This window comes from Marinobacter sp. DUT-1 (assembly GCF_050379415.1).
GTDB lineage: Bacteria > Pseudomonadota > Gammaproteobacteria > Pseudomonadales > Oleiphilaceae > Marinobacter.
Genome location: NZ_JBNRLS010000004.1, coordinates 196270 through 219441 on the forward strand (window position 1 = coordinate 196270; position 23172 = coordinate 219441).

The following is a 23172-nucleotide window of genomic DNA, read 5'->3' on the forward strand; positions in this document are numbered from 1 at the left end:
CGCAAGCCCGCCCCTCAACCAACAGGCTACAAGGACGTTAACTCCAAAGTTACCAGGCTTTATAGGGCAGGAACTTCCCGTTCATGGTAACCACAACGCGGTCGCCCTTCGGATTCTCTTCCTTCTCGATGTCCATGGTGAAATCAATGGCACTCATGATGCCGTCGCCGAATTTTTCATGGATGAGCTCTTTCATGGTATCGCCGTACACACCCACCACTTCGTACAAGCGGTAAATCAGCGGATCCTGCGGAACGGCACCGTCCCAGGCTTTTTTGGGGCAGACCTGCAGGGCTTCGGCTATCGGCTTGTCGAGGTCGAGGACTTCGCACAGGGCGAAGGCCTTGTCTTCGGTGAGGCTGTTCATACCCAGGGCCGCCGAAGTGGTGAACACCGGGGACATGCCGATGGCCTCGGCAATCGCCTCCCAGGTCATGCCCTTGGAAACTTTGGCTTCCAGGATTTTTGCGGTCATCAGTTCTTTGTTCATCATGGTTGTTTCCTCTCTTCGCTTTTAACGTCAGGCATTCACCGCGCGAGCGGCAGTTTCGGATTCAGTTTCAGGTTCGGCAGCTGCCGGCTCTGGCTGGGAAACACCCTTGGCAGGCTCGACGAGTTTCGGGCTGCCGTCTTTTTCCGGCAGGGCCGAGCCGCTGCGGTTGACCAGGAAGTCCACCAGGTAGTCCCGGGTTTTGTGGTAGGCCGGGTTCTGGAAAATGGTGGCGCGGGCCCGCGGGTGCGGGATGTCCACTTTCACGCTTTCGGCGATGCGGGCGTTGGGGCCGTTGGACATCAGGAAGATGCGGTCGGAGAGCAGAATGGCTTCGTCCACATCATGGGTGATCATGAACACGGTCTGGCGGGTTTCTTCCCAGATCTTGACCAGCTCGTCCTGAATCACGCCCCGGGTCAGCGCATCCAGCGCGCCGAAAGGCTCATCCAAAAGCAACAATTCCGGCTGGGTGGCGAAGGCCCGGGCGATGCTGACCCTTTGGCGCATGCCGCCGGATAACTGCGACGGCTTGCGGTTCAGGGCGTGGTCCAGGCCCACCATTTTCAGATAGCGTTCGCTATGCTCTTTCACCTTTTCCCTGGACCACTTGGGCCAGCGGGCGCGCACGGCGAAGACAATGTTGTTAAGCGTGGTTTTCCAGGGCAGCAGGCTGTAGTTCTGGAACACTACTCCGCGCTCAAGGCCGGGGCCTTTGATTTCCTTGCCGTTCATTACCACGTTGCCGGCGCTGGCTTCGTCCAGGCCTGCCAGGACGTTAAGGATGGTGGATTTGCCGCAACCGGAGTGGCCGATGATGCAAACAAACTCACCTTTCTCCAGGGCAAAGCGGATATCCTCGAAGACGGTCAGCTCACCGCCCTGGCCGTCCGGATACACCTTGGACAGACCATCTACTTCCAGGAATGATTTACTCATAACAGGTCTCCATTCGGAGGGTTGAGGCCGGCACCGGTAACCGGTGCCGGACCGCTCATTCTTTGTATTCCACCAGTTTCTGGGCCTTGCCCAGGGCCAGGTCGAGCAGCATGCCCACCACCCCGATCATCAGGATGGAGAAGATCACACTGGCCAGATCCAGGTTGTTCCACTCGTTCCACACGTAGTAACCAATGCCGGTGCCGCCCACGAGCATCTCTGCGGCCACGATGACCAGCCAGGCAATCCCGATGGAAATGCGCATACCGGTCAGGATGGTGGGTGCGGCGGCTGGCAGGATCACCGTAATGGCGGTGCGTAGCGGGCCGAGTTCGTGGGTGCGGGCCACGTTCACCCAATCCTGCCGGACGTTGGCCACGCCAAAGGCGGTGTTCAGCAACATGGGCCAGATCGAGCAGATGAAGATCACGAAGATCGCCGAGGCATCGGAATCCTGGATGATGAACAGGGCCAGGGGCATCCAGGCCAGCGGCGAAATAGGCCGCAGTACCTGGATGTACGGGTTCAGGGCCTTGTACATCAGCGGCGACATACCGATCAGGAAGCCGACGGGCAGCGCAATGGCCATGGCCGCCAGGTACCCGGTCAGTACCCGGTATACCGAATAGGCCAGCTGGATACCGATGCCCTTATCATTGGCGCCTGCGTCATAAAAGGGATTGGACAGTTCAGCCCAGGCCAGCTTTATCACCGCTGAAGGCGGCGGCACCCGCGATTCCTGATCCGCGCCGCCCATCAGCATTTCGTATTCGGTCATTCCGGTCTGGGCCTCCGGGGGCTGGGTTGCCATTTCCCAGAGCCCCAGGGCCAGAATCAGGAACGACACCGACAGCAAAGCTGCCCGCACGTTCAGGGAAGCCATGATTACACCCTCCCGATCGCGAAGCTGCGGGCATACTCTTCCGGGTGTTCCGGATCGAAGGTCTTACCCATGATGGTGTGGGTCTTGTAGGTCTTGTCCGGCGCGGTGTAGCCCATTTCTTCCATCAGCTTGCCGGTCTCACCGGCCAGGTACACCTGCTCAGCAATGGCCTTGTAGTCCACGTCGCCTTCGATGTAGCCCCAGCGCTTCATCTGGGTGAGGATCCACACGCCCATGGAGTGCCACGGGAACGGGTCGAAGTCGATGCGGTCCGGCACGTCCTTCACCTCGCCAAGGCCATCGGCGTAGTAGCCGGTCAGCACCTGCTGAATCACCGGTACCGGCTGGTTCAGGTAATTCTTCGGCGCGATGGCTTCGGAGATTTCCTTCCGGTTATCCGGGTTGTTGGAGTACTGCGTCGCATCGATGATGGCGCGTAACAGGGCGCCGTAGGTGTTCGGGTTCTGGGTCGCAAACTGCTGGCTGCAGGCAAAGGCGCAGCACGGGTGGCCTTCCCAGATATCCTTGGTGAGCATGTGGATGAAGCCCACTTTCTCCCAAACGGCACGCTGGTTGAAGGGATCCGGGGACAGGTAGCCATCCAGGTTACCGGCGCGCAGGTTGGCGACCATTTCAGGTGGCGGAACCACCCGGATCTGCACGTCTTTGTCCGGGTCGATGCCGTTCTCGGCCAGGTAGTAGCGCAACAGGAAGTTGTGCATGGAGTACTCGAACGGCACGCCAAACTTGAAGCCCTTCCACTGCTTCGGGTCCCGCTTGTCCTTGTGGTCCACGTGCAGAACGATGGCCTGGCCGTTGATGTTCTCAACCGCCGGCATGATGAAAGGTTCCGGTGTGGAGCCGGCGCCCATGGTCATCGCCAGGGGCATGGGTGTCAGCATGTGGGAAGCGTCGTATTCGCCGGCCAGGGACTTGTCCCGGGCCACCGCCCAGCCGGCGGTTTTGGTCACGGTGACATCCAGGCCGTAGCGCTCATAAAAGCCCATGGGGTGAGCCATGATGATTGGCGTGGCACAGGTGATCGGCACAAAGCCAACGTTGAGTTTGGTTTTCTCCAGCTTGCCAAGGGATTCCTTCACGGCTGCCTTGGCCTTGTCCATGGGGAACACGCTGCCCAGCAGCGCGGCCGCGGTGCCCGCTCCCATCATCTTCATGAAGCTCCGGCGGCTGTGGTCGTTGTGGCCGAACACAGAGCGGACGACGGCACTCTCGATCGCCCGATCCATCATGGCCTCGGAATCCATGGCGCTTTCAGAGACCGACGCATCCTGGCTTGGTGATTGCTGAAGATTCAGAGACACCGACGGCGTTTCCTGTCCGGGTTTACATTCCGGACAACCGCAGGTTTTGGCGTGGATCAGTGACTGGTCACCGTCAAACGGATTGCCAAGGCTTTTCGTAGTCATGGGGCACTCTCCCTACTCTCGGACTGTTTATGCACACATACGGTGCGACAAGGTTGCGGCTCGGGACCGTCAGCAAGACTCGTGCGGTTCGGGCTACGCGTTCTGGGAGAGCTATCGCAGGGTTCGTGCCAACTACGGACGTTTTTGTACCTTTCTGTTTCTATTGATTTTTCAGGAAGATCCGAGGATCGGACTCGGCTACGAGTTTTCGTAATTCACGATTTTTCGTGGCGGGAACACCGAATTTTCGTAGTTGGCACGGGGTTTGTTCTGTTCTTTTCGGAACAGCACAGGACACCCCCATGAACACCGAGACCACCATTGCCCCGATTGCCCCTATCAGCACGACAAGCTGGATTGACCACCTGCCAGAGGCGGCGCTACTTGTGGATGCCGCCCGGGATCTGATCCTCGCCGCGAATAGCGCCATGGGCCGGATGATCGGCACCGACCGGCAATCCCTGACAGACACCCCCTGCACCCACCTGTTCGCGGACCAGCGACCACAACTGATTACCTTCACCGAGGAAACCCTGTTCCGCAGCCATGGCTGGAGCCGGGATTTCGTGATCAAGCACCGGGACGGCCACACCGTAGAGCTGGAAATATCCTCCTCCCGGGTTGGCGAGGCCGAATCCCAGAACGTGCTGCTCTTGCTTCGGGACCGGCGCCATCTGCGCACACTGCGCGAGCGGCACGACGCCAACCACTATCACCGGGGCGGCCTGCTGGAGTGGCGACGGGTGGAGGAGCTGTTCAAAGACATGGAACGGGAAAACCAGCTCATTCTGCACGCCGTGGGGGAAGGCATTTACGGCGTGGATGCCGAGGGCCGCACAACCTTCGCCAACCCGGCGGCAGAACGAATGCTCGGCTGGCGTATTGACGAACTCATGGGCCGGGTCATTCACCGGGTGGTGCACCACTCCCACGAAGACGGCAGTCTCTACCCCCTGAAAGAGTGCCCTATCTACGCCGCCTTCCGGGACGCCAGCGTGAAACGCGTGGGTGAGGACTGGTTCTGGCGCAAGGACGGCACCGGATTTCCCGTGGAGTACACCAGCACGCCGATTCTGGATAACGGGCACCCGGTCGGTGCCGTGGTGGTGTTCCGGGATATCTCCCCTCGCCTGCAGGCGCAAAAGGAGCTGGAGAGGGCTCTGAAGGAAGTGGAGAGCCTCAAGCACCGCCTGGAAATGGAAAACGCCTACCTGCAGGAGGAACTCAGTGCCGAATACCACTTCCATGAAATTTTTGGCCAGAGCGACGCCATCAAGGCCATCGTCCGGCGGATCGGCATGGTCGCCCCTACCGATGCCAACGTACTGATTACCGGTGAATCCGGCACCGGCAAGGAACTGATCGCCCGGGCTATCCACCAGTCCAGCACCCGGCGGGACCGGCCCCTGATCCGGGTTAACTGCGCTGCGATCCCGAAGGACCTGTTCGAGAGCGAATTCTTCGGACACATCAAGGGTGCGTTTACCGGCGCCGTCAGCGACCGCGTGGGCCGGTTCGAACTGGCGGACGGCGGCACACTGTTTCTCGATGAGGTAGGTGAAATCCCCCTGGAACTGCAGGGCAAGTTGTTGCGGGTTCTGCAGGATCAGCAGTTCGAACGGGTGGGCGAGAACCGCACCCGGGCAGTGGATGTGCGAGTGATCGCGGCCACCAACCGGGACCTGAAAGCGGAGGTTCAGGAGAAAACCTTCCGGGAAGATCTCTACTTCCGCCTGAACGTTTTTCCCATCGAATCCGTCCCCCTGCGTCGGCGTATCGAGGATATCCCCATCCTGGCCAGGGAATTCCTGAGCCGGGCCTGCCAGAAGTTCAACCGGCCTCCGCTGGCTTTAAGAGAGCGGGACGTGGCAACCCTCAAGGCCTACCAGTGGCCGGGTAACGTGCGGGAACTGGAGAATGTCATCGAGCGCCAGGTGATCACCGCCGATGGCAGGCTGGATCTCGATTTAGCCGGTGCGGATACCGGTGTCCGCCCTGCAGCAGCAGAAATAACGCCGGCCCGGCATTTCAACGGCGAACTGATGACGGAAAGCGAGTTCCGGGAACTGGAGAAACAGAACCTGGTCCGGGCGCTGGAGATGAGTGGGGGGCGGGTCTTCGGTGACGATGGAGCGGCGGCGCTGCTTGGTATCAAGCCGACCACCCTTTCCTCACGACTGAAAAAATGGAAGTTAGACACAAAGGCGTTCCAAGGCACCGCCAATGCCTTAAGGCATTGAGCGGAGCCCCGAAGACCTGTTTCGATCAGATCAGTTCAATCGCCACGGCAGTGCCCTCACCACCGCCAATACAAAGCGAGGCAACGCCACGCTTGAGCCCACGCTGTTTCAGGGCATTGATCAGGGTGACGATGATCCGGGAGCCGGAGGAGCCGATCGGGTGACCGAGGGCACAGGCGCCGCCATGGACATTCACCTTCTCCGCAGGAAGCTTCAGTTCGTTGATTGCCGCCAGGGTGACTACGGCGAAGGCTTCATTGATCTCGAACAGATCGACATCATCCACAGTCCAGCCGGCTTTCTTGAGCACCTTCTCGATGGAGCCGATCGGCGCCAGGGTGAACTCCGAGGGCAGGCGCGCGTGAGTGGCATGGGCCACAATCCGGGCCTGGGGAGTCAGGCCGCGAGCGTCCGCTTCGGCCGCGGAGGCCAGCACGAGGGCGGACGCACCGTCGCTGATGGAGCTGGAGTTGGCGGCGGTCACCGATCCATCTTTGGCAAACGCCGGCTTCAGGTGCGGGATCTTTTCCGGCTTGGCGTTGCCCGGCTGCTCGTCGGTATCCACCTCGGTATCACCGCCACGACCAGAGACAGTCACCGGAACAATCTCGTCCTTGAACCAGCCGTTTTCGATGGCGGCCAGGGATTTCTGAAGGGAGCCGATGGCAAATTCGTCCATGGCCTGACGGCTGATGTCGAACTTGTCGGCGGTGCGCTGGGCAAACACGCCCATCAGGCCGCCCTCATAGGCGTCCTCAAGGCCATCCAGGAACATGCTGTCCAGCACCTGGCCATGCCCCATACGCATGCCGGCACGGGCCTTGGGCAGCAGGTACGGTGCCTGGCTCATGTTTTCCATGCCACCGGCGATCATGATGTTGTTGGTACCGGCTTTGATCTGGTCGTGGGCCATGATGACCGCCTGCATGCCCGAACCACACATCTTGTTGATGGTGGTGCAGCCGGAGCTGTCCGGTATGCCGGAGGCACGGGACGCCTGACGGGCCGGGGCCTGGCCAAGGCCGGCGGGCAGCACGCAGCCCATGATGACCTCCTGGACATCCGCCGGCTGGAGACCTGCCCGCTCGATGGCCGCCTTGATGGAAGTGGCGCCCAGTTGCGGGGAGCGCACGGAGCTAAGGGAGCCCATCATGCCGCCCATCGGGGTTCTTGCTGATCCTGCGATCACTACGTCATTGTTGCTCATTGCTGTCCTCACTTAATCAGGTTTTGCCCAGCACAGAGCGGGCAATAATTTCTTTCATCACTTCGGATGTACCACCGTAAATCCGCTGCACCCGGGCATCGATAAAGTTCCGGGAAATCGGGTACTCCGTGGTATAGCCATAGCCCCCGAACAGCTGCAGGCAGCCATCGGCCACCCGGCACTGCATTTCGGTGGCGCTGTACTTGGCCATGGATGCGGTCGGGGCATCGAGTTTGCCCTCTTCATACTCCCGGATGCACTGGTCCACGAACGCCTTGTTCACCCGGTAATCGGTTTCCATCCGGGCAATTTCGAATCGGGTGTTCTGCAGTTGGGCCAGCTTCTGGCCGAACAGTTCCCGTTCCTGGGTGTAAGCGATGGTCATGTCCAGGGAGCCGCGGGCGGCGGCAACGCCGAGGGCGCCGATCACCAGGCGCTCCCGCGGCAACTCGCGCATCAGGTAAACGAAGCCCTGCCCCTCCTCCCCGAGCAACGCGGAGGCGGGGATGCGCATGTCCGAGAAGAACAGTTCCGAAGTATCGCCGGAGTGTTGACCGATCTTGTCCAGATTCCGGCCCTTGCTATAACCCGGCAAGGAGGTGTCCACCAGGAACAGGCTGATGCCCCTGGCTCCGGCACTGGGGTCGGTCTTGGCCGCGACGATCACCATGTCGGCATGCTGGCCATTGGTGATGAAGGTCTTGGAACCGTTCAGGATGTAGTCATCCCCATCCCGTACCGCACTGGTGCGGATGGCCTGGAGGTCACTGCCGGCGCCCGGTTCGGTCATGGCAATGGCGCCGACGGCTTCACCGGAGACCATCTTCGGCAGCCACTGCTGCTTTTGTTCCTCGTTACCGATGTGGCTGAGGTATGGCGCAACGATGTCGGAATGCACCATGACGTTGGTGGAAAGCGCACCGAAGCCCATGCGGGCCAGCTCTTCCCCGACAACAACCGAGTACTGGAAAGGCGCGCCGCAGCCACCGCACTCCTCGGGCACGTCCACGCACAACATCCCGGCGTTGCCGAGCGTGTTCCAGAGTTCCCGGGGAACGATGCCGGACTTTTCCCAGGCTTCGTAATGGGGCGCCACTTCGGTTTCCAGGGCCTTGATAACGGAGTCCCGGAACAGCGCCAGTTCTTCTTGATCGACAGGATTGGTCATGTCGCTCACCTGTGGTTATCAGATCGCTTTTGGCAGATCACGTGGGTATTGAGGATCCGCTTGTGGCGGACCCTGTTCGTCAAATCACTTGGGTGCCATGCGCAGCGCACAGTCGAGGCGGATCACCTCGCCATTGAGAATCGGGTTGCGCACCATCTGGTCCACCATCATGCCAAATTCCTCCGGCTTGCCAAGGCGCTTCGGGAACGGCAGGGTGGCGGCCAGGCTGTCCTGAACTTCCTGGGGCATACCGGCCATCATGGGGGTCATGAAGATGCCCGGTGCGATGGTGTTCACGCGGATGCCTTCCCGGGCCAGCTCACGGGCAGCCTGAAGGGTAAGGGCTACCACACCGCCCTTGGACGCGCTGTAGGCGGATTGCCCGATCTGGCCTTCAAACGCCGCCACGGAAGCGGTGTTGATGATCACACCCCGCTCGCCATCGGCATTGGGCTCACGCTGGGCCATGTCCGCTGCTGCCAGTCTCAGGATATTGAAGGTACCAATCAGATTGACCTGGATAACCTTGCTGAACTTCTCCAGAGGCATCACGCCATCGCGACCCAGAATCTTCGAGGCCGGGGCAATACCGGCGCAGTTGACGGCGATGCCGCAGGGGCCGTGTGCATCCCGGGCCGCGCTGAGGGCCGCCTCGGCGCTCTCAGGAGAGGTCACGTCGCACTCAACGAAGATGCCACCAAGCTCGGCTGCCACCTTCTCACCCTGCTCCTTATTCACATCCAGGATCGCCACCCTGCAACCTGCAGCCGCCAGTGCGCGAGCCGACGCCTCACCAAGACCGGAGGCTCCACCTGTTACAATGGCCGGTACATTATTGAAATCCATCGTTCACTCCTCTTTTTGTAATCCGCTTGTGTGAAATCGGACCAGAAAACTACTTTACGTTTACGTAAACTTTATCTAACCTTAGTCGAAAAAGGAAATCGTCATGGTCGAAAAAAGAACCTTCAGCATCAGCGAGCTCTCCCAGGAGTTCGATGTCACAACGCGAAGCATCCGCTTCTATGAGGATCAGGGCCTGCTCAAACCCAGGCGCCGCGGGCAGACGCGCATTTTCAGTACCAAGGACCGGGTGCGCCTGAAGTTGATTCTCCGCGGCAAACGCATGGGCTTCACCCTTGCAGAAACCAAGGAACTTTTCGACCTCTGGGACGAGACCCTGACCGGCAATGAAAAACAGCTGCTGAAAATGCTGGAAATCCTGGAAGCCCGGAAGGCCATGCTGGAACAGCAGAAAAACGACATAGCCCAGGCGGAAATGGAAATAGATACCGCCGAAACCCGGTGCCGCGAAGCCCTGGCCGACCTGGAGAAGAAGAAAAAAGAACAGGGACTGGTGACAAAAGAGACAGAAGAAGCCGTTGCCCAGAAGTGACGGGAACCAAACATCAAGCTTTCAAAACAAGAAGGTAGCCAACGATGAAATCACAATACTCAGAGCTGAATTTCGGCCTCGGTGAAACCCTCGACATGCTGCGTGAGCAGGTCAACGGCTTTGCTGCCTCCGAAATCGCCCCACGCGCCGAAGAGATCGACCGCAACAACGAGTTCCCCATGGACCTGTGGCGGAAAATGGGCGACATGGGCCTGCTGGGTATTACCGTGAGCGAAGAATACGGTGGCTCCGACATGGGCTACCTGGCCCACGTCATCGCCATGGAAGAAATCAGCCGCGCCTCCGCCTCCGTTGGCCTCTCCTACGGCGCCCACTCCAACCTCTGCGTGAACCAGATTCACCGCAACGGCACCGAAGAGCAGAAACAGAAATACCTGCCCAAGCTGGTCAGCGGCGAACACGTCGGCGCCCTCGCCATGTCCGAGCCCAACGCCGGCTCCGACGTTGTTTCCATGAAACTCCACGCCCGAGACGAAGGCGACCACTACGTCCTCAACGGCAACAAGATGTGGATCACCAACGGCCCGGACGCCAACACCTACGTCATCTACGCCAAGACTGATCCGAAAGGTGGCTCCAAAGGCATCACCGCCTTCATCGTCGAGCGCGACTTCCCGGGCTTCAGCCGCCACCAGAAACTCGACAAACTCGGCATGCGCGGCTCCAACACCTGTGAGCTGGTGTTCGAAGACTGCAAAGTCCCCAAGGAAAACATCCTGGGCGGCGAAGGCAACGGCGCCAAGGTCCTCATGAGCGGCCTCGATTACGAACGCCTCGTCCTCTCCGGCGGCCCCCTGGGCATCATGCAGGCCGCGATGGACGTGGTCGTCCCCTACATCCGCGAGCGCAAACAGTTCGGCCAGGCCATCGGCGAGTTCGAACTGGTACAGGGCAAAGTCGCCGACATGTACACCTGGATGAACACCGCCAAATCCTACGTCTACATGGTGGCCCAATCCGCCGACCGCGGCGAGACCACCCGCAAAGACGCTGCCGGTGCCATCCTCTACTCCGCCGAAATGGCTACCAAACTGGCCCTGGACGCTATCCAGCTGCTCGGCGGCAACGGTTACATCAACGAGTACCCGACAGGCCGCCTGCTGCGGGACGCCAAGCTGTATGAAATCGGTGCCGGTACGTCCGAAATCCGCCGGATGCTGATCGGTCGCGAGCTGTTCCTGAATAAGTAGAGCTCGGCCGATAAAGATCCGATATCGGAAACCAGCACCCAATGTATGACGAGGGCGTGGTGGCAGGGCGATCCGGGAATGTTGAAGGCCAAGGATGGCCTGAAACAAGCGCACATGGACGTGCTAGTAGCGGTTCCCGGATCGCCCTGCCACCAGGCCCGATGCCCCCGAATGCATGGAAGTCAGTCCTATGACCATACTGCAAAGCAAAATAAACCCAAGATCTGAAGAGTTTCAGGTCAACAAAGAGTCCATGGCAGCAGCCGTAGCGGACCTGCGGGAAAAAGTCACCAAGATCCAGCAAGGCGGTGGCCCCGACTACCAGAAGCGCCATACCGACCGCGGCAAACTCCTGCCCAGGGAGCGCATCAACCGCCTGCTCGACGACGGCTCCCCGTTCCTCGAAATTGGCCAGTTCGCCGCCTACAACGTCTACGACGAAGAAGTTCCCGCTGCGGGCGTCGTCGCCGGCGTAGGCCGCGTCTCCGGCACCGAATGCATGATCATCGCCAACGATGCCACAGTAAAAGGCGGCAGCTATTACCCGCTCACGGTCAAAAAGCACCTGCGCGCCCAGGAAATCGCCCTGGAAAACCGCCTGCCCTGCATCTACCTGGTCGACTCCGGCGGCGCCAACCTCCCGAGACAGGACGAAGTCTTCCCGGACCGTGACCACTTCGGCCGCATCTTCTACAACCAGGCCCGCATGTCCGCCGACGACATCCCCCAGATCGCCGTGGTCATGGGCCTGTGCACCGCCGGGGGCGCCTACGTGCCCGCCATGGCCGACGAATCCATCATCGTCCGCAACCAGGGCACCATCTTCCTGGCCGGCCCGCCGCTGGTAAAAGCCGCCACCGGTGAAGTGGTCAGCGCAGAGGACCTGGGCGGAGCCGACGTGCACTGCAAGATCTCCGGCGTGGCGGACCACTACGCCGAGAACGACGCCCACGCTCTGGAAATCGCCCGCCGATGCGTCTCCAACCTGAACCGCCGCAAGCCGGTCCCGGTGGAAGTCCAGAAGCCCCGGGCACCGCTATACGATCCGGAAGAAATCTACGGCATCGTCGGCACCGACCTGCGCAAGCAATTCGACGTGCGCGACGTCATTGCCCGCATCGTCGACGGCTCCGAATTCGACGAATTCAAACGCTACTACGGCCAGACCCTGGTCACTGGCTTTGCCCATATTCACGGCTACCCGGTAGGCATCGTCGCCAACAACGGCATCCTGTTCAGCGAGTCTGCCCAGAAAGGCGCGCACTTCATCGAACTGTGCTGCCAGCGCAACATCCCGCTGCTGTTCCTGCAGAACATCACCGGCTTCATGGTCGGCCAGAAGTACGAGTCTGAAGGCATCGCCAAACACGGTGCCAAGATGGTCATGGCCGTCGCCTGTGCCGAAGTACCCAAGATCACCGTGCTTATCGGCGGCAGCTACGGCGCCGGCAACTACGGCATGTGTGGCCGCGCCTACAGTCCGGACTTCCTGTGGATGTGGCCCAATGCCCGCATCTCCGTCATGGGCGGCGAACAGGCCGCCGGTGTTATGGCCCAGGTTCGCCGCGAAGGCCTCGAGCGCAAGGGCGAGACCTGGAGCGAAGAAGATGAGGCGGCATTCAAGAAGCCCATCGCCGACAAGTACGAGCACCAGGGCCACCCCTATTACGCCAGCGCCCGCCTGTGGGACGACGGCGTCATCGACCCGGCCCAGACCCGGGAAGTGGTCGCCCTGAGCCTGTCCGCTACGCTGAACCGGCCGGCGAAGCCCACGCGCTTCGGCGTGTTCCGCATGTAACCGAGGATCAATACCATGTCAGAACAGGAATCTGCGGTTCTGCTCAGACGCCGCGAGGGCGGCGTCACCGAGGTCGTGCTGAACCGCCCGGACAAACGCAACGCGTTTGATGATGCCATCATCCAGCAGCTGATCGAAGCCTTCAGCGAGGTCGATAGCGACGTCGAAACGAACGTCGTCATCCTGCGCTCCGAAGGCAAGCACTTCTCCGCCGGCGCGGACCTGGGCTGGATGCGCCGCATGGCCGAGAACACCCGTCAGGAGAATCTGGACGACTCCCGGGAACTGGCGCGGTTGATGAACGTACTCAACCACCTGTCCAAACCGGTGATCGGCCTGGTGCAGGGCGCGGCCTTCGGCGGCGCCGTGGGTCTCGCCGCCTGCTGCGACATCGTCATCGCCACCGAAAAATCGAGCTTCTGCCTGAGTGAAGTGAAACTCGGCCTGATTCCGGCGGTGATCAGCCCCTACGTGGTGCGCGCTATCGGAGAGCGTCAGGCCCGGCGCTACTTCATCTCCGCCGAGATCTTCACCGCAAAACAGGCACAGGAGTATGGCCTGGTGCATATCGTATGCGATGACCTGGACGCCATGGAGCAGCGCTGCAACGCAATGCTCCAGCAGCTGGCCATGAACGGCCCCGAGGCCATGAAAGCCGCCAAGGACCTGGTCTTTGCCGTCAGCCACAAGCCGATCAATGAAACCGTGATCGACGATACCGCCCATCGCATCGCAGACATCCGCGTGGGCGAGGAAGGCCAGGAAGGGCTGAGTGCTTTCCTGAACAAACGCAAGGCCAACTGGGTTCCGGAGGAATAACAACAATGTTCAGCAAGATTCTGATAGCCAACCGGGGCGAAATCGCCTGCCGGATCATCCAGACCGCCCACCGCATGGGGATTCGCTGTGTCGCGGTCTACTCCGACGCAGACGCCAGTGCCCGGCACGTAGCCATGGCCGACGAGGCCTTCCATATTGGCCCGGCGTCCAGCTCCGAGAGTTACCTCAGGGGCGAGAAAATCATCGAGATTGCCAAACAGAGTGGTGCCCAGGCCGTGCATCCTGGCTACGGTTTCCTCTCGGAGAACACCGAATTCGCCGAAGCCTGTGAAGCCAACGGCATCGTCTTTATCGGTCCGCCCTCCTCTGCCATTGCCGCCATGGGCTCCAAGTCCGCGGCCAAGGCCATCATGGAGAAAGCCGGCGTGCCGCTGGTGCCCGGTTACCATGGCGACGACCAGTCTGTTGAAACCCTGCGGGCCGAAGCTGAGAAATGCGGCTTCCCGCTGCTGCTGAAAGCCGTCGCCGGCGGCGGCGGCAAGGGCATGCGGGTGGTCGAGAGCATGTCTGAATTTGACGATGCCCTGGCCGCTGCCCAACGCGAGGCGAAGAACGCCTTCGGCAACCCGGATATGCTGATCGAGCGTTACCTGACCCAGCCACGGCACGTGGAAATCCAGGTGTTCTGCGACCAGGACGGCAACGGCATCTACCTGGCCGAGCGGGACTGCTCCGTCCAGCGCCGCCACCAGAAAGTCCTGGAAGAAGCACCGGCGCCGGGCCTGACCGAGGACACCCGCACAGCCATGGGCGAAGCCGCTGTGCGCGCCGCCCAGGCCATCAACTACGTGGGCGCCGGCACCGTCGAGTTCCTGTACGACGTGGACGGCTCCTTCTTCTTCATGGAGATGAACACGCGCCTGCAGGTGGAACACCCGGTTACCGAAATGGTTACCGGCCAGGACCTGGTGGAGTGGCAGCTGAAAGTCGCCTGGGGCGAGCCCCTGCCGCTGCACCAGGACCAGGTCAAAACCCGCGGCCATGCCCTGGAAGCACGGATCTACGCCGAGGACCCGGACCAGGACTTCCTGCCGGCCACCGGGACACTGCGCTACCTGAGCACCCCGGATGAATCCGCCCACGTGCGGGTGGACACCGGCGTCACCGAAGGCGATGAGATCAGCATCCACTACGACCCGATGATCGCCAAGCTGATCGTCTGGGACGAAACCCGCGACCAGGCCATCAACCGCATGGTCCAGGCACTGGAGCACTTCCGCATCGCTGGCGTGAAGACCAACATCCGGTTCCTGCACGCCCTGGCCGACGCCCAGCCGTTCCGGGAAGCGGACCTGACCACCAACTTCATCAGTGCCCACGAGGAACTGCTGTTTCCGAAATCCAGGCTCGACACCCACAAGGCCCTGGTGCTGGCTGCCGGTTTCGTGCTGGAGCAACGTAAATCCTCCGAGCCGGTGACCGCGGACCCCTGGTCCCCGTTCAGCCGCAAGAACAGCTGGCGCATGAATTCGGAATACGCCCAGCCGCTGAAACTGCAGGTGGGTGACGACATCCACGAGCTCAAGATCCTTGAGCGCGACGACCGCTACCAGGTCTTCGTGGGCGACAGCGTGTACCACCTGAACGCGAAACTGGACGACGACTACCTGCAGGCGGTGGTCAACGGTCACCGGATCAGTGTTCACGGGAACCTTCACGATAACCAACTGGTCCTGTTCTACGAAGGCGACACCTTCAAGTGCACTGTGTACCGCGAAACCTACGGTTTCGAGGAAATGGCCGGTGAAGGCAGCCTGGCGGCGCCCATGAACGGCGCGATCGTTGCCGTTCAGGCCAAGGTGGGCGACAAGGTAAGCGCCGGCCAGACACTGGTGATCATGGAAGCCATGAAGATGGAACACGCCATCAAGGCCCCCGCCGATGGCGTGGTGAGTGAGATCTTCTTCGCCGAGGGCGACCAGGTGTCTGAAGGTGCCGAACTCATTGCCATCGAAACCGAGGAGGCTGATTGATGGCTTTTCCGAAACAGGTGCGACTGGTGGAGATGAGCCCCCGGGACGGTCTGCAGAACGAACCCGGCCCCGTCATCGCCACTGACATCAAGACCGGTCTGATTGATCGGCTCGCCAACTGCGGCCTGAGCCACATCGAGGCCGCCAGCTTTGTGTCGCCCAAGTGGGTGCCGCAAATGGGCGACGCAGCCGCTGTCATGGCCGGAATCAACCGCAAGGCCGGCGTCCGCTATTCCGCCCTCACTCCCAATCTGAAGGGTTTTGAAGGCGCGCTGGCAGCGAAGGTGGACGAGGTTGCCGTGTTCGGTGCCGCGTCCGAGTCCTTCACCAAAAAGAACATCAACTGCACCATCGCCGAGAGCCTGGAGCGGTTTGCACCGGTGGTCGAGGAAGCCCGCAAGCACAATATTCCCGTTCGCGGTTACGTCTCAACCGTCCTGGGCTGCCCGTACGAGGGTGACATTGCTCCGGAACAGGTCGCCACTGTCGCCAAAGCCCTCTACGACATGGGCTGCTACGAGATTTCCCTGGGCGATACCATTGGCGTAGGTACGCCGCTAAAAGCAAAGCGTATGCTGGAAGCGGTGGCCGCACACGTCCCCATGGAACGCCTGGCCGCCCACTTCCATGACACCTACGGTCAGGCCCTGGCCAACCTCTATGCGGTGCTGGAAGAAGGCGTGAGCGTAATAGACGCCTCCGTCGCCGGCCTGGGCGGCTGCCCGTATGCCAAAGGAGCTTCCGGCAACGTGGCGACCGAGGACGTGTTGTATCTGCTTAACGGTCTTGGCATCGAAACAGATGTCGATCTGGACAAACTGGTCGCCACCGGCGACTGGGTTTGCCAGCAACTGAATCGCCATAATGGCTCCAAAGTCGGCCAGGCGCTTGGAGGAAACTGCAAATGAATAAGAACAAGAACGTTGTCGCCCTGGATCTCCCGATTCCGGAGATCAGTGACATGCCGGAGGATACCCAGAAGTACTTCCAGATCTGCCAGGAAAAACTCGGCATGATCCCGAACGTACTGACCGCCTATAGCCAGAACCTGAAACAGCTGGAAGGCTTCACCCGCCTCTACAACGAGCTCATGCTCGGCGAAGGCGAACTCTCCAAACTGGAGCGGGAAATGGTGGCCGTGGTGGTCTCTTCCGAGAACAAGTGCTTCTACTGCCTGGTAGCCCACGGCGCCGCCGTGCGGGTACTGAGCGGCGATCCCCAGCTGGGTGAACACATGGTGATGAACTACCGCAGCGCCAAACTGGACAGGCGCCAGCGGGCGATGCTGGATTTCGCATCCCACCTGACCCGTTCACCCGCCACTGTTACCGAAGACGACATCCAGGCCCTGCGGGATGCCGGTCTCAGCGACCGGGGCATCTGGGATCTGAGCAACCTGGTCGGTTTCTACAACATGTCCAACCGCGTGGCAATTGCCAGCGATATGCAACCAAACCCCGAGTATCACAGCCAGAGTCGCTAGCAAGTACGCAGACTTGCTTGCCCTCGAATACAACAACAATTGGAGGCAGAGATATGAGCAAGACTCTACCAAGCTACACCAGCGGAACCGCAGAAGTGCCCCTGCTGGGCATGACTATCGGTGAAATGCTGGACCGTACCGCAGAGAAGTATCCGGATACCGAAGCCCTGGTGTGCCTGCACCAGGACATCCGCTGGACCTACAAGGAGTTCGTGGAAAAGGTCGACGAGGCCGCCCGTGCCTTCATGGCCATCGGCGTGAAACGTGGCGACCGGGTGGGCATCTGGTCTCCCAACCGCTACGAGTGGACCGTCACCCAGTTTGCCACCGCGAAAGTGGGCGCCATTCTGGTCAACATCAACCCCGCCTACGGTGTGCATGAGCTGCAATACGCCCTTAACCTGGCCGGTATCACCGTGCTGGTCACCGCCGACAGCTTCAAGGCATCCAACTACCGGGAGATGATTTACGAGCTGGCGCCGGAACTCAAGCGCAGCGCCCCCGGCAAACTCAAGGCCGACCACGTACCGGACCTGCGTGCCGTGATCAATGTGCATGAAGACAAACACGACGGCATGTGGACCTGGAAAGAATTCCTGGGTTTTGCAGGTGAAGTGTCCGAGCAGGAACTGTACGAGCGCCAGGACCAGCTCCAGTTTGATGACCCTATCAATATCCAGTTCACCTCCGGCACCACCGGCAACCCCAAGGGCGCCACCCTCACCCACCACAACATCCTGAACAACGGCTACTTTGTGGCGGAGAGCCAGCGCTTCACCGAGAAGGATCGCCTGGTTATTCCGGTGCCCCTGTATCACTGCTTCGGTATGGTCATGGGCAACCTGGGCTGCATCACCCACGGCTCCACCATGATTTACCCGGGCGAAGGCTTCGAGCCCAAGTCCGTACTACAGGCCGTACACCAGGAAAAGGCCACCGCCCTGTACGGCGTGCCTACCATGTTCATCGCCGAACTGGCTGAGCCCGAGTTCGAGACCTACGATCTATCCACCCTGCGCACCGGCATCATGGCTGGCTCCATCTGCCCGGCGGAGGTGATGAAGAAGGTCAACGGCAAGATGAACATGAAAGAGGTTCAGATTGCCTACGGCATGACCGAAACCAGCCCGGTTTCCACCCAGACCAGCTCCCTTGATCCGTTCGAGAAGCAGGTCACCACCGTGGGCCGCACCCAGCCGCACCTGGAGACCAAGATCGTCGATCCGGGCACCGGCAACGTCGTCCCGCGCGGCGAGATCGGCGAGCTGTGCACTCGTGGTTACAGCGTGATGCTGAAGTACTGGAACAACGAAGAAAAAACCCGCGAAGCCATCGACGATGCCGGCTGGATGCACACCGGCGATCTGGCCACCATGGACGAAGACGGCTACATCCAGATCGTCGGCCGCATCAAGGATATGGTGATCCGCGGCGGGGAGAACATCTACCCGAAAGAGATCGAGGAGTTCCTCTACACCCATCCTTCCATCGAGGAAGTACAGGTCACCGGCATCCCGGATGAGAAATACGGTGAGGAGCTGATCGCGTGGGTCAAGTTGCGCCCGGATGCGGACCCTGTAGACGCAGACGACCTGCAGGCCTTCTGCAAGGGCAAGATCGCCCACTTCAAGATCCCGAAGAACTACAAGTTCGTGGACGAATTCCCGATGACCGTCACCGGGAAAATCCAGAAGTTCAAGATGCGGGAGATTTCGATCGAGGAAATGGGCTTGCAGAAGTAAACAAGTTCAAGACCTCAGTTGAACCATCAGACCCCGGTCCCTGCCGGGGTCTGCTTTTTTCGGGGATTCATGAATCCTTGACCGGGATCGATTCATGTCGGAATGGCTCGCCCTTCTCATCCTGAAGCTGATAATCGTAGGCCGCCTGAAGCCCCGTCTCTTCCTCAGCTCCCTCATCGGCTTCCTGTTCAAGGGAGCGGGGATAAAAGGGCGACAGCATCGCCACCACGATGCCGATGGCCGAGAACATGGAAAAGGCACCGGCGTAACCGAAATCATTGACCAGCAGACCAACCATCGGCGAGCCCGTGGCCTGCCCGAGCGAGACAGCGATGAATGGCAGCACAGGGCCCATGGACAGCCTGCCCGGCAGCAGGCGAATGCCGGTCATCAGGTAAAGCCCCGTCAGACTCATGTATGCCAGGCCGAATACCAGCGCCGAAAATGCCGCAATCGCCAGCTGACCGGGACTGGCCGCAAGCAATGCCAGGCTCGCGGCCAGCATCATCAGCATCAGGGCTTGAGTGATGGGCGGATTGTTGCGATCGGCCAGGTCGGCCACCACTGCACCACCGAGACCGGCGACACCTACCGCCAACCATAGCCACCCGGTTGAACCCGACGGCAAGTTACCCAGGCTTACCACCAGATCGGGCGCAAAGATCCAGTACGCCGCGGAGACAAACCCCATCATGAAGGCAAACAGCGAAAGCCGGAACAGACGCATCCATTGCATGGCAGTGATCGGAGGCGGTGGCGCCGCGGTGGAAGGCGTGACCCTCGACACCGAAGGGATGAAAAACCAGGTGGCCACCATGCCGATAACCGCCAGCACGGCGAACGAAGCATAGGCATAGCGCCAGGCACCGGCCATAAAAAGAATGGTCGGTACCGCAATGACGACACCAACACTGGTGCCTGCGTTCATTACCGAGCTTACCCTGCCATGCAGCGAACGCTTCACCAGTGCCTGCATGGCTGCCGTGAGTGCCGGCATCATCAGGCCGGTGCAGATACCACAGGCGAACACGCCCACACCCAGGGATACTCCCCCGGAGGCCTGGCTGATCACTGCCAGACCAACGGTACCAAAACCACCGGAAAGCAGCGCTGTATTCCTTGCTCCGAGACGAACGGCGGCGAGTGGCGCAACCACTGTGGCGAGAACAAAACTGACCAGCGGAAGTGCGCCAATGAGACCGATGACATACGGCGTCAGTTCCAGCTCGGCCCGGATCGGCGGTACGAACAAACCGAAGGCGAAACGCGCAAGCCCGTAACTGATCGCAATCAACGCTGCGCCCAGAAGCGCAAACGACGTGCTTGAAGGTAACTTCATTCACCCCCCGCTAAACATCTGTGGCTTATGCGTTTTTCATGAATACTAGCGTAGACCGCAAAGAAGCCACTAACCAGCCACCATCGACAGTGCCAGGCGTGGGTTTAAAGTCATGACAACTACGGAGAGCGTCGACATCGCCGCCCTTGAGGCGGCGCGTCGCGGTTGATGCGGTAATCTCGTGTCTCAGGGTGCCAACTTGCGCTTCAAGGCCCTGGAAACCGATAACGGCAGGCTTGGCAATGAGCGCAGCATCCACGGCAGTATCCGGCGTTTCACCCCGCTCAGGGATTCCGGGATCACGGCTTCAATAAGGTGTGGTCCCGGCATTCTCTGGGCGTATTCCAGGGCTTTTGCCATTTCCTCGGCGGTGTGCACCCGCACGCCGTGAACCCCCATGCCGTTGGCCATTTCCGCGAAGTTGATCACCGGGCCGCGCAGGTCCAGCTGGGATTTGGCTTTCTCACCGGCCTCTTCCGCGCCGACCCGCTCCAGCTCGATGTTGAGCACGGAGTAAGAGGCGTTGTTGAAGATGATGGAAGTTACGTTCAGCTGTTCCCGGGCCATGGTCCAGAGGGCCTGGATGGTGTACATGGCGGTGCCATCACCGATCAGGGCGATGACCGGCCGGTCCGGGCATGCCACGGCGGCACCCACGGCATTGGGCAGGCCCTGGCCGATAGCCCCGCCGGTGAGGGTAATCATGTCGTGGCGGGGCGCGCCGGCGGTCATTACCGACAGCATCAGGCTGGAGGTAATGCCCTCGTCCACGATGATGGCGTTCTCGGGCATCAGTTCACCCACCGCTTTGCAGACTTTCTCGGCGGTCAGCTTGCCCCGTGGCCGGCCCGGCCGTTTCTCGGGTTGTAGCCCGGGTTCGGCCTGGCTGGCCCCAACGGCGTCATTGAGTTTGTTCAGACTGGCCAGGATGTCCTGATCGGGTGCCGCCAGGGTATGTACCTGGCAAGTATCCGGCACCAGATAGCTCTTCTTGCCGGGATAGGCGAAGAAGGAAACCGGCGCCTTGGCGTCCACCAGGATCAGTTGCTCCACATCCGACAGCTGCACCGTGGCCAGTTCGGCCAGATAGGCCAGGCGTTCGATGCAGGGCAGCCCGGTGCCCCGCTCCATGCGGGTGGGGAAGGTTTCCGCCAGCAGAGTCACGCCGCTGTGCGCGGCCAGTTTGGCGGCCGCCAGCATGCTCGGTTCGCGCAGGGAATGACCGCCCATCAGCAGGGCGGTTTTCTTGCCGGAACGGATGGCCGAGGCAATGGCCTCTACCGTGGCATCGTCTGCCGGAACCGGCGTCGGCGGTGCCAGGGGCGCGTTGGGCACACCACCCTCCCCCCAGGACACATCGGCCGGCAATATCAGAGTGGCAACCTGCCCGGGCGCCGTGCGGGCAGCGGCAATGGCTTCGGCGGCATCCTGGCACAGTGTTTGGGTGCTCCTGGCGGTGCGTACAAACCCCGGGGACACATTGCGGGCAACGGTCTCGATATCAGACTGCAGCTGGGCATCGTATTTCACGTGGTAGGTGGCGTGGTCGCCAACAATGTTCAGCACCGGCACCTTGCCCTTGCGGGCGTTGTGCAGGTTGGCCAGGCCGTTACCCAGCCCGCAGCCCAGGTGCAACAGGGTGGCGGCGGGTTTGTCGGCCATGCGGGCATAGCCGTCAGCGGCGCCGGTGGCAACCCCCTCGAACAGGGCAAGAACCGCCCGCATTTTGGGCTCGTCATCCAGGGCGGCCACAAAGTGCATTTCACTGGTGCCGGGATTGCTGAAGCAGACCTCGACACCGGCATCCACCAGGGTTTTCATCAGGGCTTGTGCGCCGTTTGTCATTGTTGTTCTCCAAGCTTTCCGGGTTCAGGGTTTGGGTTTCTATCCAGTTGGTGTGTGCCGATATCGGCAATTCGGGTAACGCCGGTGAGGGTCATGGCCAGGCGCAGCTCCTGCTGGAGACTGGCCAGCAGATTGTTCAGCCCGGCCTCACCGCCGCCGGCCAGCGCCCAGGCCCAGGGGCGGCCGATCATCACGCCCCGGGCACCGAGAGCCAGCGCCCGGAAAATATCCACGCCACTGCGAACACCGCCATCCACGAGCAGTTCGGTTTCTGATCCCACGGCGGCCACGATTTCGGGCAGTTTGCTTGCGGCAGAGGCGACTCCGTCCAGCTGCCGGCCACCGTGGTTGGAGACAATGATCCCGTCTGCCCCCACGTTCACCGCCTGGCGAGCGTCTTGCCCATCCAGGATGCCTTTCAGCAGCAGGGTACCCTTCCAGTGGCGGCGCAGCCATTCAATGTCGGCCCAGGTCACGGTGGGATCAAACTGGGCATCAATCCAGGCCTTGAACGCGTCGAGATCCCCGGCATCGGGCACCACGTCACTGAGGTTGCCAAAGTTCAGGGGACCGCCGCGCACAGCCACATCCCAAAGCCAGCCGGGGCGTGACAGCAGTTGAACGGCCTTCAGGGCCTTCGCACGGGCGCCGGTGCTGGAGAGGCCATTGCGGAAATCGCGATGGCGCATTCCCGGCTGCGGCAGGTCGACGGTAAACACCAGTGTGCGGCAGCCGGCGGCCCAGGCTTTATCCAGCAGGGCTTCGATACGGGCCCGATCACGAATCATGTAGAGCTGGAACCAGGCCGCCCTGGAAACGGCGGCCTGCACTTCTTCCACCGGGCAGATGCCCACGGTGGAGAGGGTAAATGGAATACCGGCCGTTTCTGCACTGCGGGCCGCCTGCACTTCCCCACGCCGGGCCATCATGCCGGCCAGCCCGAGCGGCGCGAGCACCACGGGCATGTCGCAGGTCTCCCCGGCCAGGGTGGTTGTGGTATCCACCTGGTCGACATCAATCAACACCCGCTGGCGCAGTTTTATGCCGTCCCATTCGGTTTCATTGGCACGGAGGGTCTGTTCGTCTGTTGCGCCTCCGTCGAGGTAATCGAACAGGAACCGGGGCAACCGGGCGCGGGCCAGAGCTCGGTAATCTTCAGCGGTGGCAGGGTAGGTCAGCTTCAGGGGCATA

Annotated in this window: 19 protein-coding genes; 9 read left to right on the forward strand and 10 right to left on the reverse strand. The window is 61.0% G+C overall.

Features of this window, described 5'->3' with window-relative positions; all coding sequences use genetic code 11:
• Positions 1–49: 49 nt before the first annotated feature.
• Genes cynS through ACQUTG_RS14085 form a run of 4 tightly spaced genes read right to left on the reverse strand, consistent with a single transcriptional unit; the run spans position 50 to position 3739 of the window.
• The gene (gene cynS, locus ACQUTG_RS14070) at positions 50–493 is read right to left on the reverse strand and encodes a cyanase (RefSeq protein ID WP_428920007.1); all 444 of its coding nucleotides are present in this window, start codon (positions 491–493) and stop codon (positions 50–52) included.
• A gap of 27 nt (positions 494–520) precedes the next feature.
• Positions 521–1429, reverse strand: a complete 909-nt coding sequence (locus tag ACQUTG_RS14075; protein ID WP_428920008.1) for an ABC transporter ATP-binding protein — start codon at positions 1427–1429, stop codon at positions 521–523.
• Positions 1430–1484: 55 nt separating this feature from the next.
• A complete protein-coding gene (ntrB, locus tag ACQUTG_RS14080; RefSeq protein ID WP_428920009.1) occupies positions 1485–2312 on the reverse strand; it encodes a nitrate ABC transporter permease in 828 nt (275 codons plus the stop codon).
• Between the two features lie 2 nt (positions 2313–2314).
• The gene (locus ACQUTG_RS14085; RefSeq protein WP_428920010.1) at positions 2315–3739 is read right to left on the reverse strand and encodes an ABC transporter substrate-binding protein; all 1425 of its coding nucleotides are present in this window, start codon (positions 3737–3739) and stop codon (positions 2315–2317) included.
• 302 nt (positions 3740–4041) lie between these two features.
• On the opposite strand from ACQUTG_RS14085, the gene ACQUTG_RS14090 reads away from it, so the two are divergent.
• Positions 4042–5979 carry a sigma 54-interacting transcriptional regulator gene (locus tag ACQUTG_RS14090; protein ID WP_428920011.1) on the forward strand — a complete coding sequence of 646 codons (1938 nt, stop codon included), beginning with the start codon at positions 4042–4044 and terminating at the stop codon, positions 5977–5979.
• Positions 5980–6004: 25 nt separating this feature from the next.
• Here ACQUTG_RS14090 and ACQUTG_RS14095 read toward each other — a convergent pair whose 3' ends face one another.
• The 3 genes from ACQUTG_RS14095 to ACQUTG_RS14105 all read right to left on the reverse strand — a co-directional run bounded on the left by ACQUTG_RS14095 (position 6005) and on the right by ACQUTG_RS14105 (position 9200).
• Positions 6005–7186 (reverse strand): thiolase family protein, encoded by a 1182-nt coding sequence (locus ACQUTG_RS14095; protein WP_428920012.1) that lies wholly within the window; start codon positions 7184–7186, stop codon positions 6005–6007.
• A gap of 16 nt (positions 7187–7202) precedes the next feature.
• Positions 7203–8354, reverse strand: coding sequence for an acyl-CoA dehydrogenase family protein (locus tag ACQUTG_RS14100; protein WP_428920013.1), 1152 nt, complete (start codon positions 8352–8354; stop codon positions 7203–7205).
• A gap of 84 nt (positions 8355–8438) precedes the next feature.
• Complete coding sequence (locus ACQUTG_RS14105) at positions 8439–9200, reverse strand: SDR family NAD(P)-dependent oxidoreductase (RefSeq protein ID WP_428920014.1); 762 nt, start codon at positions 9198–9200, stop codon at positions 8439–8441.
• A 103-nt stretch (positions 9201–9303) separates the two neighbouring features.
• On the opposite strand from ACQUTG_RS14105, the gene ACQUTG_RS14110 reads away from it, so the two are divergent.
• The 8 genes from ACQUTG_RS14110 to ACQUTG_RS14145 all read left to right on the forward strand — a co-directional run bounded on the left by ACQUTG_RS14110 (position 9304) and on the right by ACQUTG_RS14145 (position 18797).
• On the forward strand, positions 9304–9750 hold the full coding sequence (locus ACQUTG_RS14110) for a MerR family transcriptional regulator (RefSeq protein ID WP_428920015.1): 447 nt from the start codon (positions 9304–9306) through the stop codon (positions 9748–9750).
• A 44-nt stretch (positions 9751–9794) separates the two neighbouring features.
• Complete coding sequence (locus tag ACQUTG_RS14115; protein WP_428920016.1) at positions 9795–10961, forward strand: isovaleryl-CoA dehydrogenase; 1167 nt, start codon at positions 9795–9797, stop codon at positions 10959–10961.
• 190 nt (positions 10962–11151) lie between these two features.
• Entirely contained in the window at positions 11152–12759 is a 1608-nt protein-coding gene (locus tag ACQUTG_RS14120) for a carboxyl transferase domain-containing protein (RefSeq protein WP_428920017.1), read from the forward strand.
• A gap of 15 nt (positions 12760–12774) precedes the next feature.
• Complete coding sequence (locus ACQUTG_RS14125; RefSeq protein ID WP_428920018.1) at positions 12775–13578, forward strand: enoyl-CoA hydratase-related protein; 804 nt, start codon at positions 12775–12777, stop codon at positions 13576–13578.
• 5 nt (positions 13579–13583) lie between these two features.
• The gene (locus ACQUTG_RS14130; RefSeq protein WP_428920019.1) at positions 13584–15572 is read left to right on the forward strand and encodes an acetyl/propionyl/methylcrotonyl-CoA carboxylase subunit alpha; all 1989 of its coding nucleotides are present in this window, start codon (positions 13584–13586) and stop codon (positions 15570–15572) included.
• On the forward strand, positions 15572–16480 hold the full coding sequence (locus ACQUTG_RS14135; RefSeq protein ID WP_428920020.1) for a hydroxymethylglutaryl-CoA lyase: 909 nt from the start codon (positions 15572–15574) through the stop codon (positions 16478–16480). Before ACQUTG_RS14130 ends, ACQUTG_RS14135 begins: the two co-directional genes overlap by 1 nt.
• Positions 16477–17055, forward strand: a complete 579-nt coding sequence (locus ACQUTG_RS14140; RefSeq protein ID WP_428920021.1) for a peroxidase-related enzyme — start codon at positions 16477–16479, stop codon at positions 17053–17055. The genes ACQUTG_RS14135 and ACQUTG_RS14140 overlap by 4 nt, the downstream gene beginning before the upstream one ends.
• 53 nt (positions 17056–17108) lie before the next feature.
• Positions 17109–18797 (forward strand): AMP-binding protein, encoded by a 1689-nt coding sequence (locus ACQUTG_RS14145; RefSeq protein ID WP_428920022.1) that lies wholly within the window; start codon positions 17109–17111, stop codon positions 18795–18797.
• 67 nt (positions 18798–18864) lie between these two features.
• Here the strand turns inward: ACQUTG_RS14145 and ACQUTG_RS14150 are convergent, their stop codons facing one another.
• From ACQUTG_RS14150 to ACQUTG_RS14160, 3 genes are all read right to left on the reverse strand, one after another.
• Positions 18865–20136, reverse strand: a complete 1272-nt coding sequence (locus ACQUTG_RS14150) for an MFS transporter (protein ID WP_428920023.1) — start codon at positions 20134–20136, stop codon at positions 18865–18867.
• A gap of 186 nt (positions 20137–20322) precedes the next feature.
• Positions 20323–21981 (reverse strand): acetolactate synthase large subunit, encoded by a 1659-nt coding sequence (locus ACQUTG_RS14155; RefSeq protein WP_428920024.1) that lies wholly within the window; start codon positions 21979–21981, stop codon positions 20323–20325.
• Positions 21978–23171, reverse strand: a complete 1194-nt coding sequence (locus tag ACQUTG_RS14160) for an L-lactate dehydrogenase (protein ID WP_428920025.1) — start codon at positions 23169–23171, stop codon at positions 21978–21980. The genes ACQUTG_RS14155 and ACQUTG_RS14160 overlap by 4 nt, the downstream gene beginning before the upstream one ends.
• Position 23172 lies beyond the last annotated feature (1 nt).

Bases quoted from the DNA above. Each gene is read 5' to 3' on its own strand.
- ACQUTG_RS14130 (WP_428920019.1), top strand. From the start codon at position 13,584: ATGTTCAGCAAGATTCTGATAGCCAACCGGGGCGAAATCGCCTGCCGG.
- ACQUTG_RS14115 (WP_428920016.1), top strand. From the start codon at position 9,795: ATGAAATCACAATACTCAGAGCTGAATTTCGGCCTCGGTGAAACCCTC.
- ACQUTG_RS14150 (WP_428920023.1), bottom strand. From the start codon at position 20,136: ATGAAGTTACCTTCAAGCACGTCGTTTGCGCTTCTGGGCGCAGCGTTG.
- ACQUTG_RS14105 (WP_428920014.1), bottom strand. From the start codon at position 9,200: ATGGATTTCAATAATGTACCGGCCATTGTAACAGGTGGAGCCTCCGGT.
- ACQUTG_RS14140 (WP_428920021.1), top strand. From the start codon at position 16,477: ATGAATAAGAACAAGAACGTTGTCGCCCTGGATCTCCCGATTCCGGAG.
- ACQUTG_RS14135 (WP_428920020.1), top strand. From the start codon at position 15,572: ATGGCTTTTCCGAAACAGGTGCGACTGGTGGAGATGAGCCCCCGGGAC.
- ACQUTG_RS14155 (WP_428920024.1), bottom strand. From the start codon at position 21,981: ATGACAAACGGCGCACAAGCCCTGATGAAAACCCTGGTGGATGCCGGT.
- ACQUTG_RS14075 (WP_428920008.1), bottom strand. From the start codon at position 1,429: ATGAGTAAATCATTCCTGGAAGTAGATGGTCTGTCCAAGGTGTATCCG.
- ACQUTG_RS14145 (WP_428920022.1), top strand. From the start codon at position 17,109: ATGAGCAAGACTCTACCAAGCTACACCAGCGGAACCGCAGAAGTGCCC.
- ACQUTG_RS14125 (WP_428920018.1), top strand. From the start codon at position 12,775: ATGTCAGAACAGGAATCTGCGGTTCTGCTCAGACGCCGCGAGGGCGGC.
- cynS (WP_428920007.1), bottom strand. From the start codon at position 493: ATGATGAACAAAGAACTGATGACCGCAAAAATCCTGGAAGCCAAAGTT.
- ACQUTG_RS14090 (WP_428920011.1), top strand. From the start codon at position 4,042: ATGAACACCGAGACCACCATTGCCCCGATTGCCCCTATCAGCACGACA.
- ACQUTG_RS14100 (WP_428920013.1), bottom strand. From the start codon at position 8,354: ATGACCAATCCTGTCGATCAAGAAGAACTGGCGCTGTTCCGGGACTCC.
- ACQUTG_RS14110 (WP_428920015.1), top strand. From the start codon at position 9,304: ATGGTCGAAAAAAGAACCTTCAGCATCAGCGAGCTCTCCCAGGAGTTC.
- ACQUTG_RS14120 (WP_428920017.1), top strand. From the start codon at position 11,152: ATGACCATACTGCAAAGCAAAATAAACCCAAGATCTGAAGAGTTTCAG.
- ACQUTG_RS14160 (WP_428920025.1), bottom strand. From the start codon at position 23,171: ATGCCCCTGAAGCTGACCTACCCTGCCACCGCTGAAGATTACCGAGCT.
- ACQUTG_RS14095 (WP_428920012.1), bottom strand. From the start codon at position 7,186: ATGAGCAACAATGACGTAGTGATCGCAGGATCAGCAAGAACCCCGATG.
- ACQUTG_RS14085 (WP_428920010.1), bottom strand. From the start codon at position 3,739: ATGACTACGAAAAGCCTTGGCAATCCGTTTGACGGTGACCAGTCACTG.
- ntrB (WP_428920009.1), bottom strand. From the start codon at position 2,312: ATGGCTTCCCTGAACGTGCGGGCAGCTTTGCTGTCGGTGTCGTTCCTG.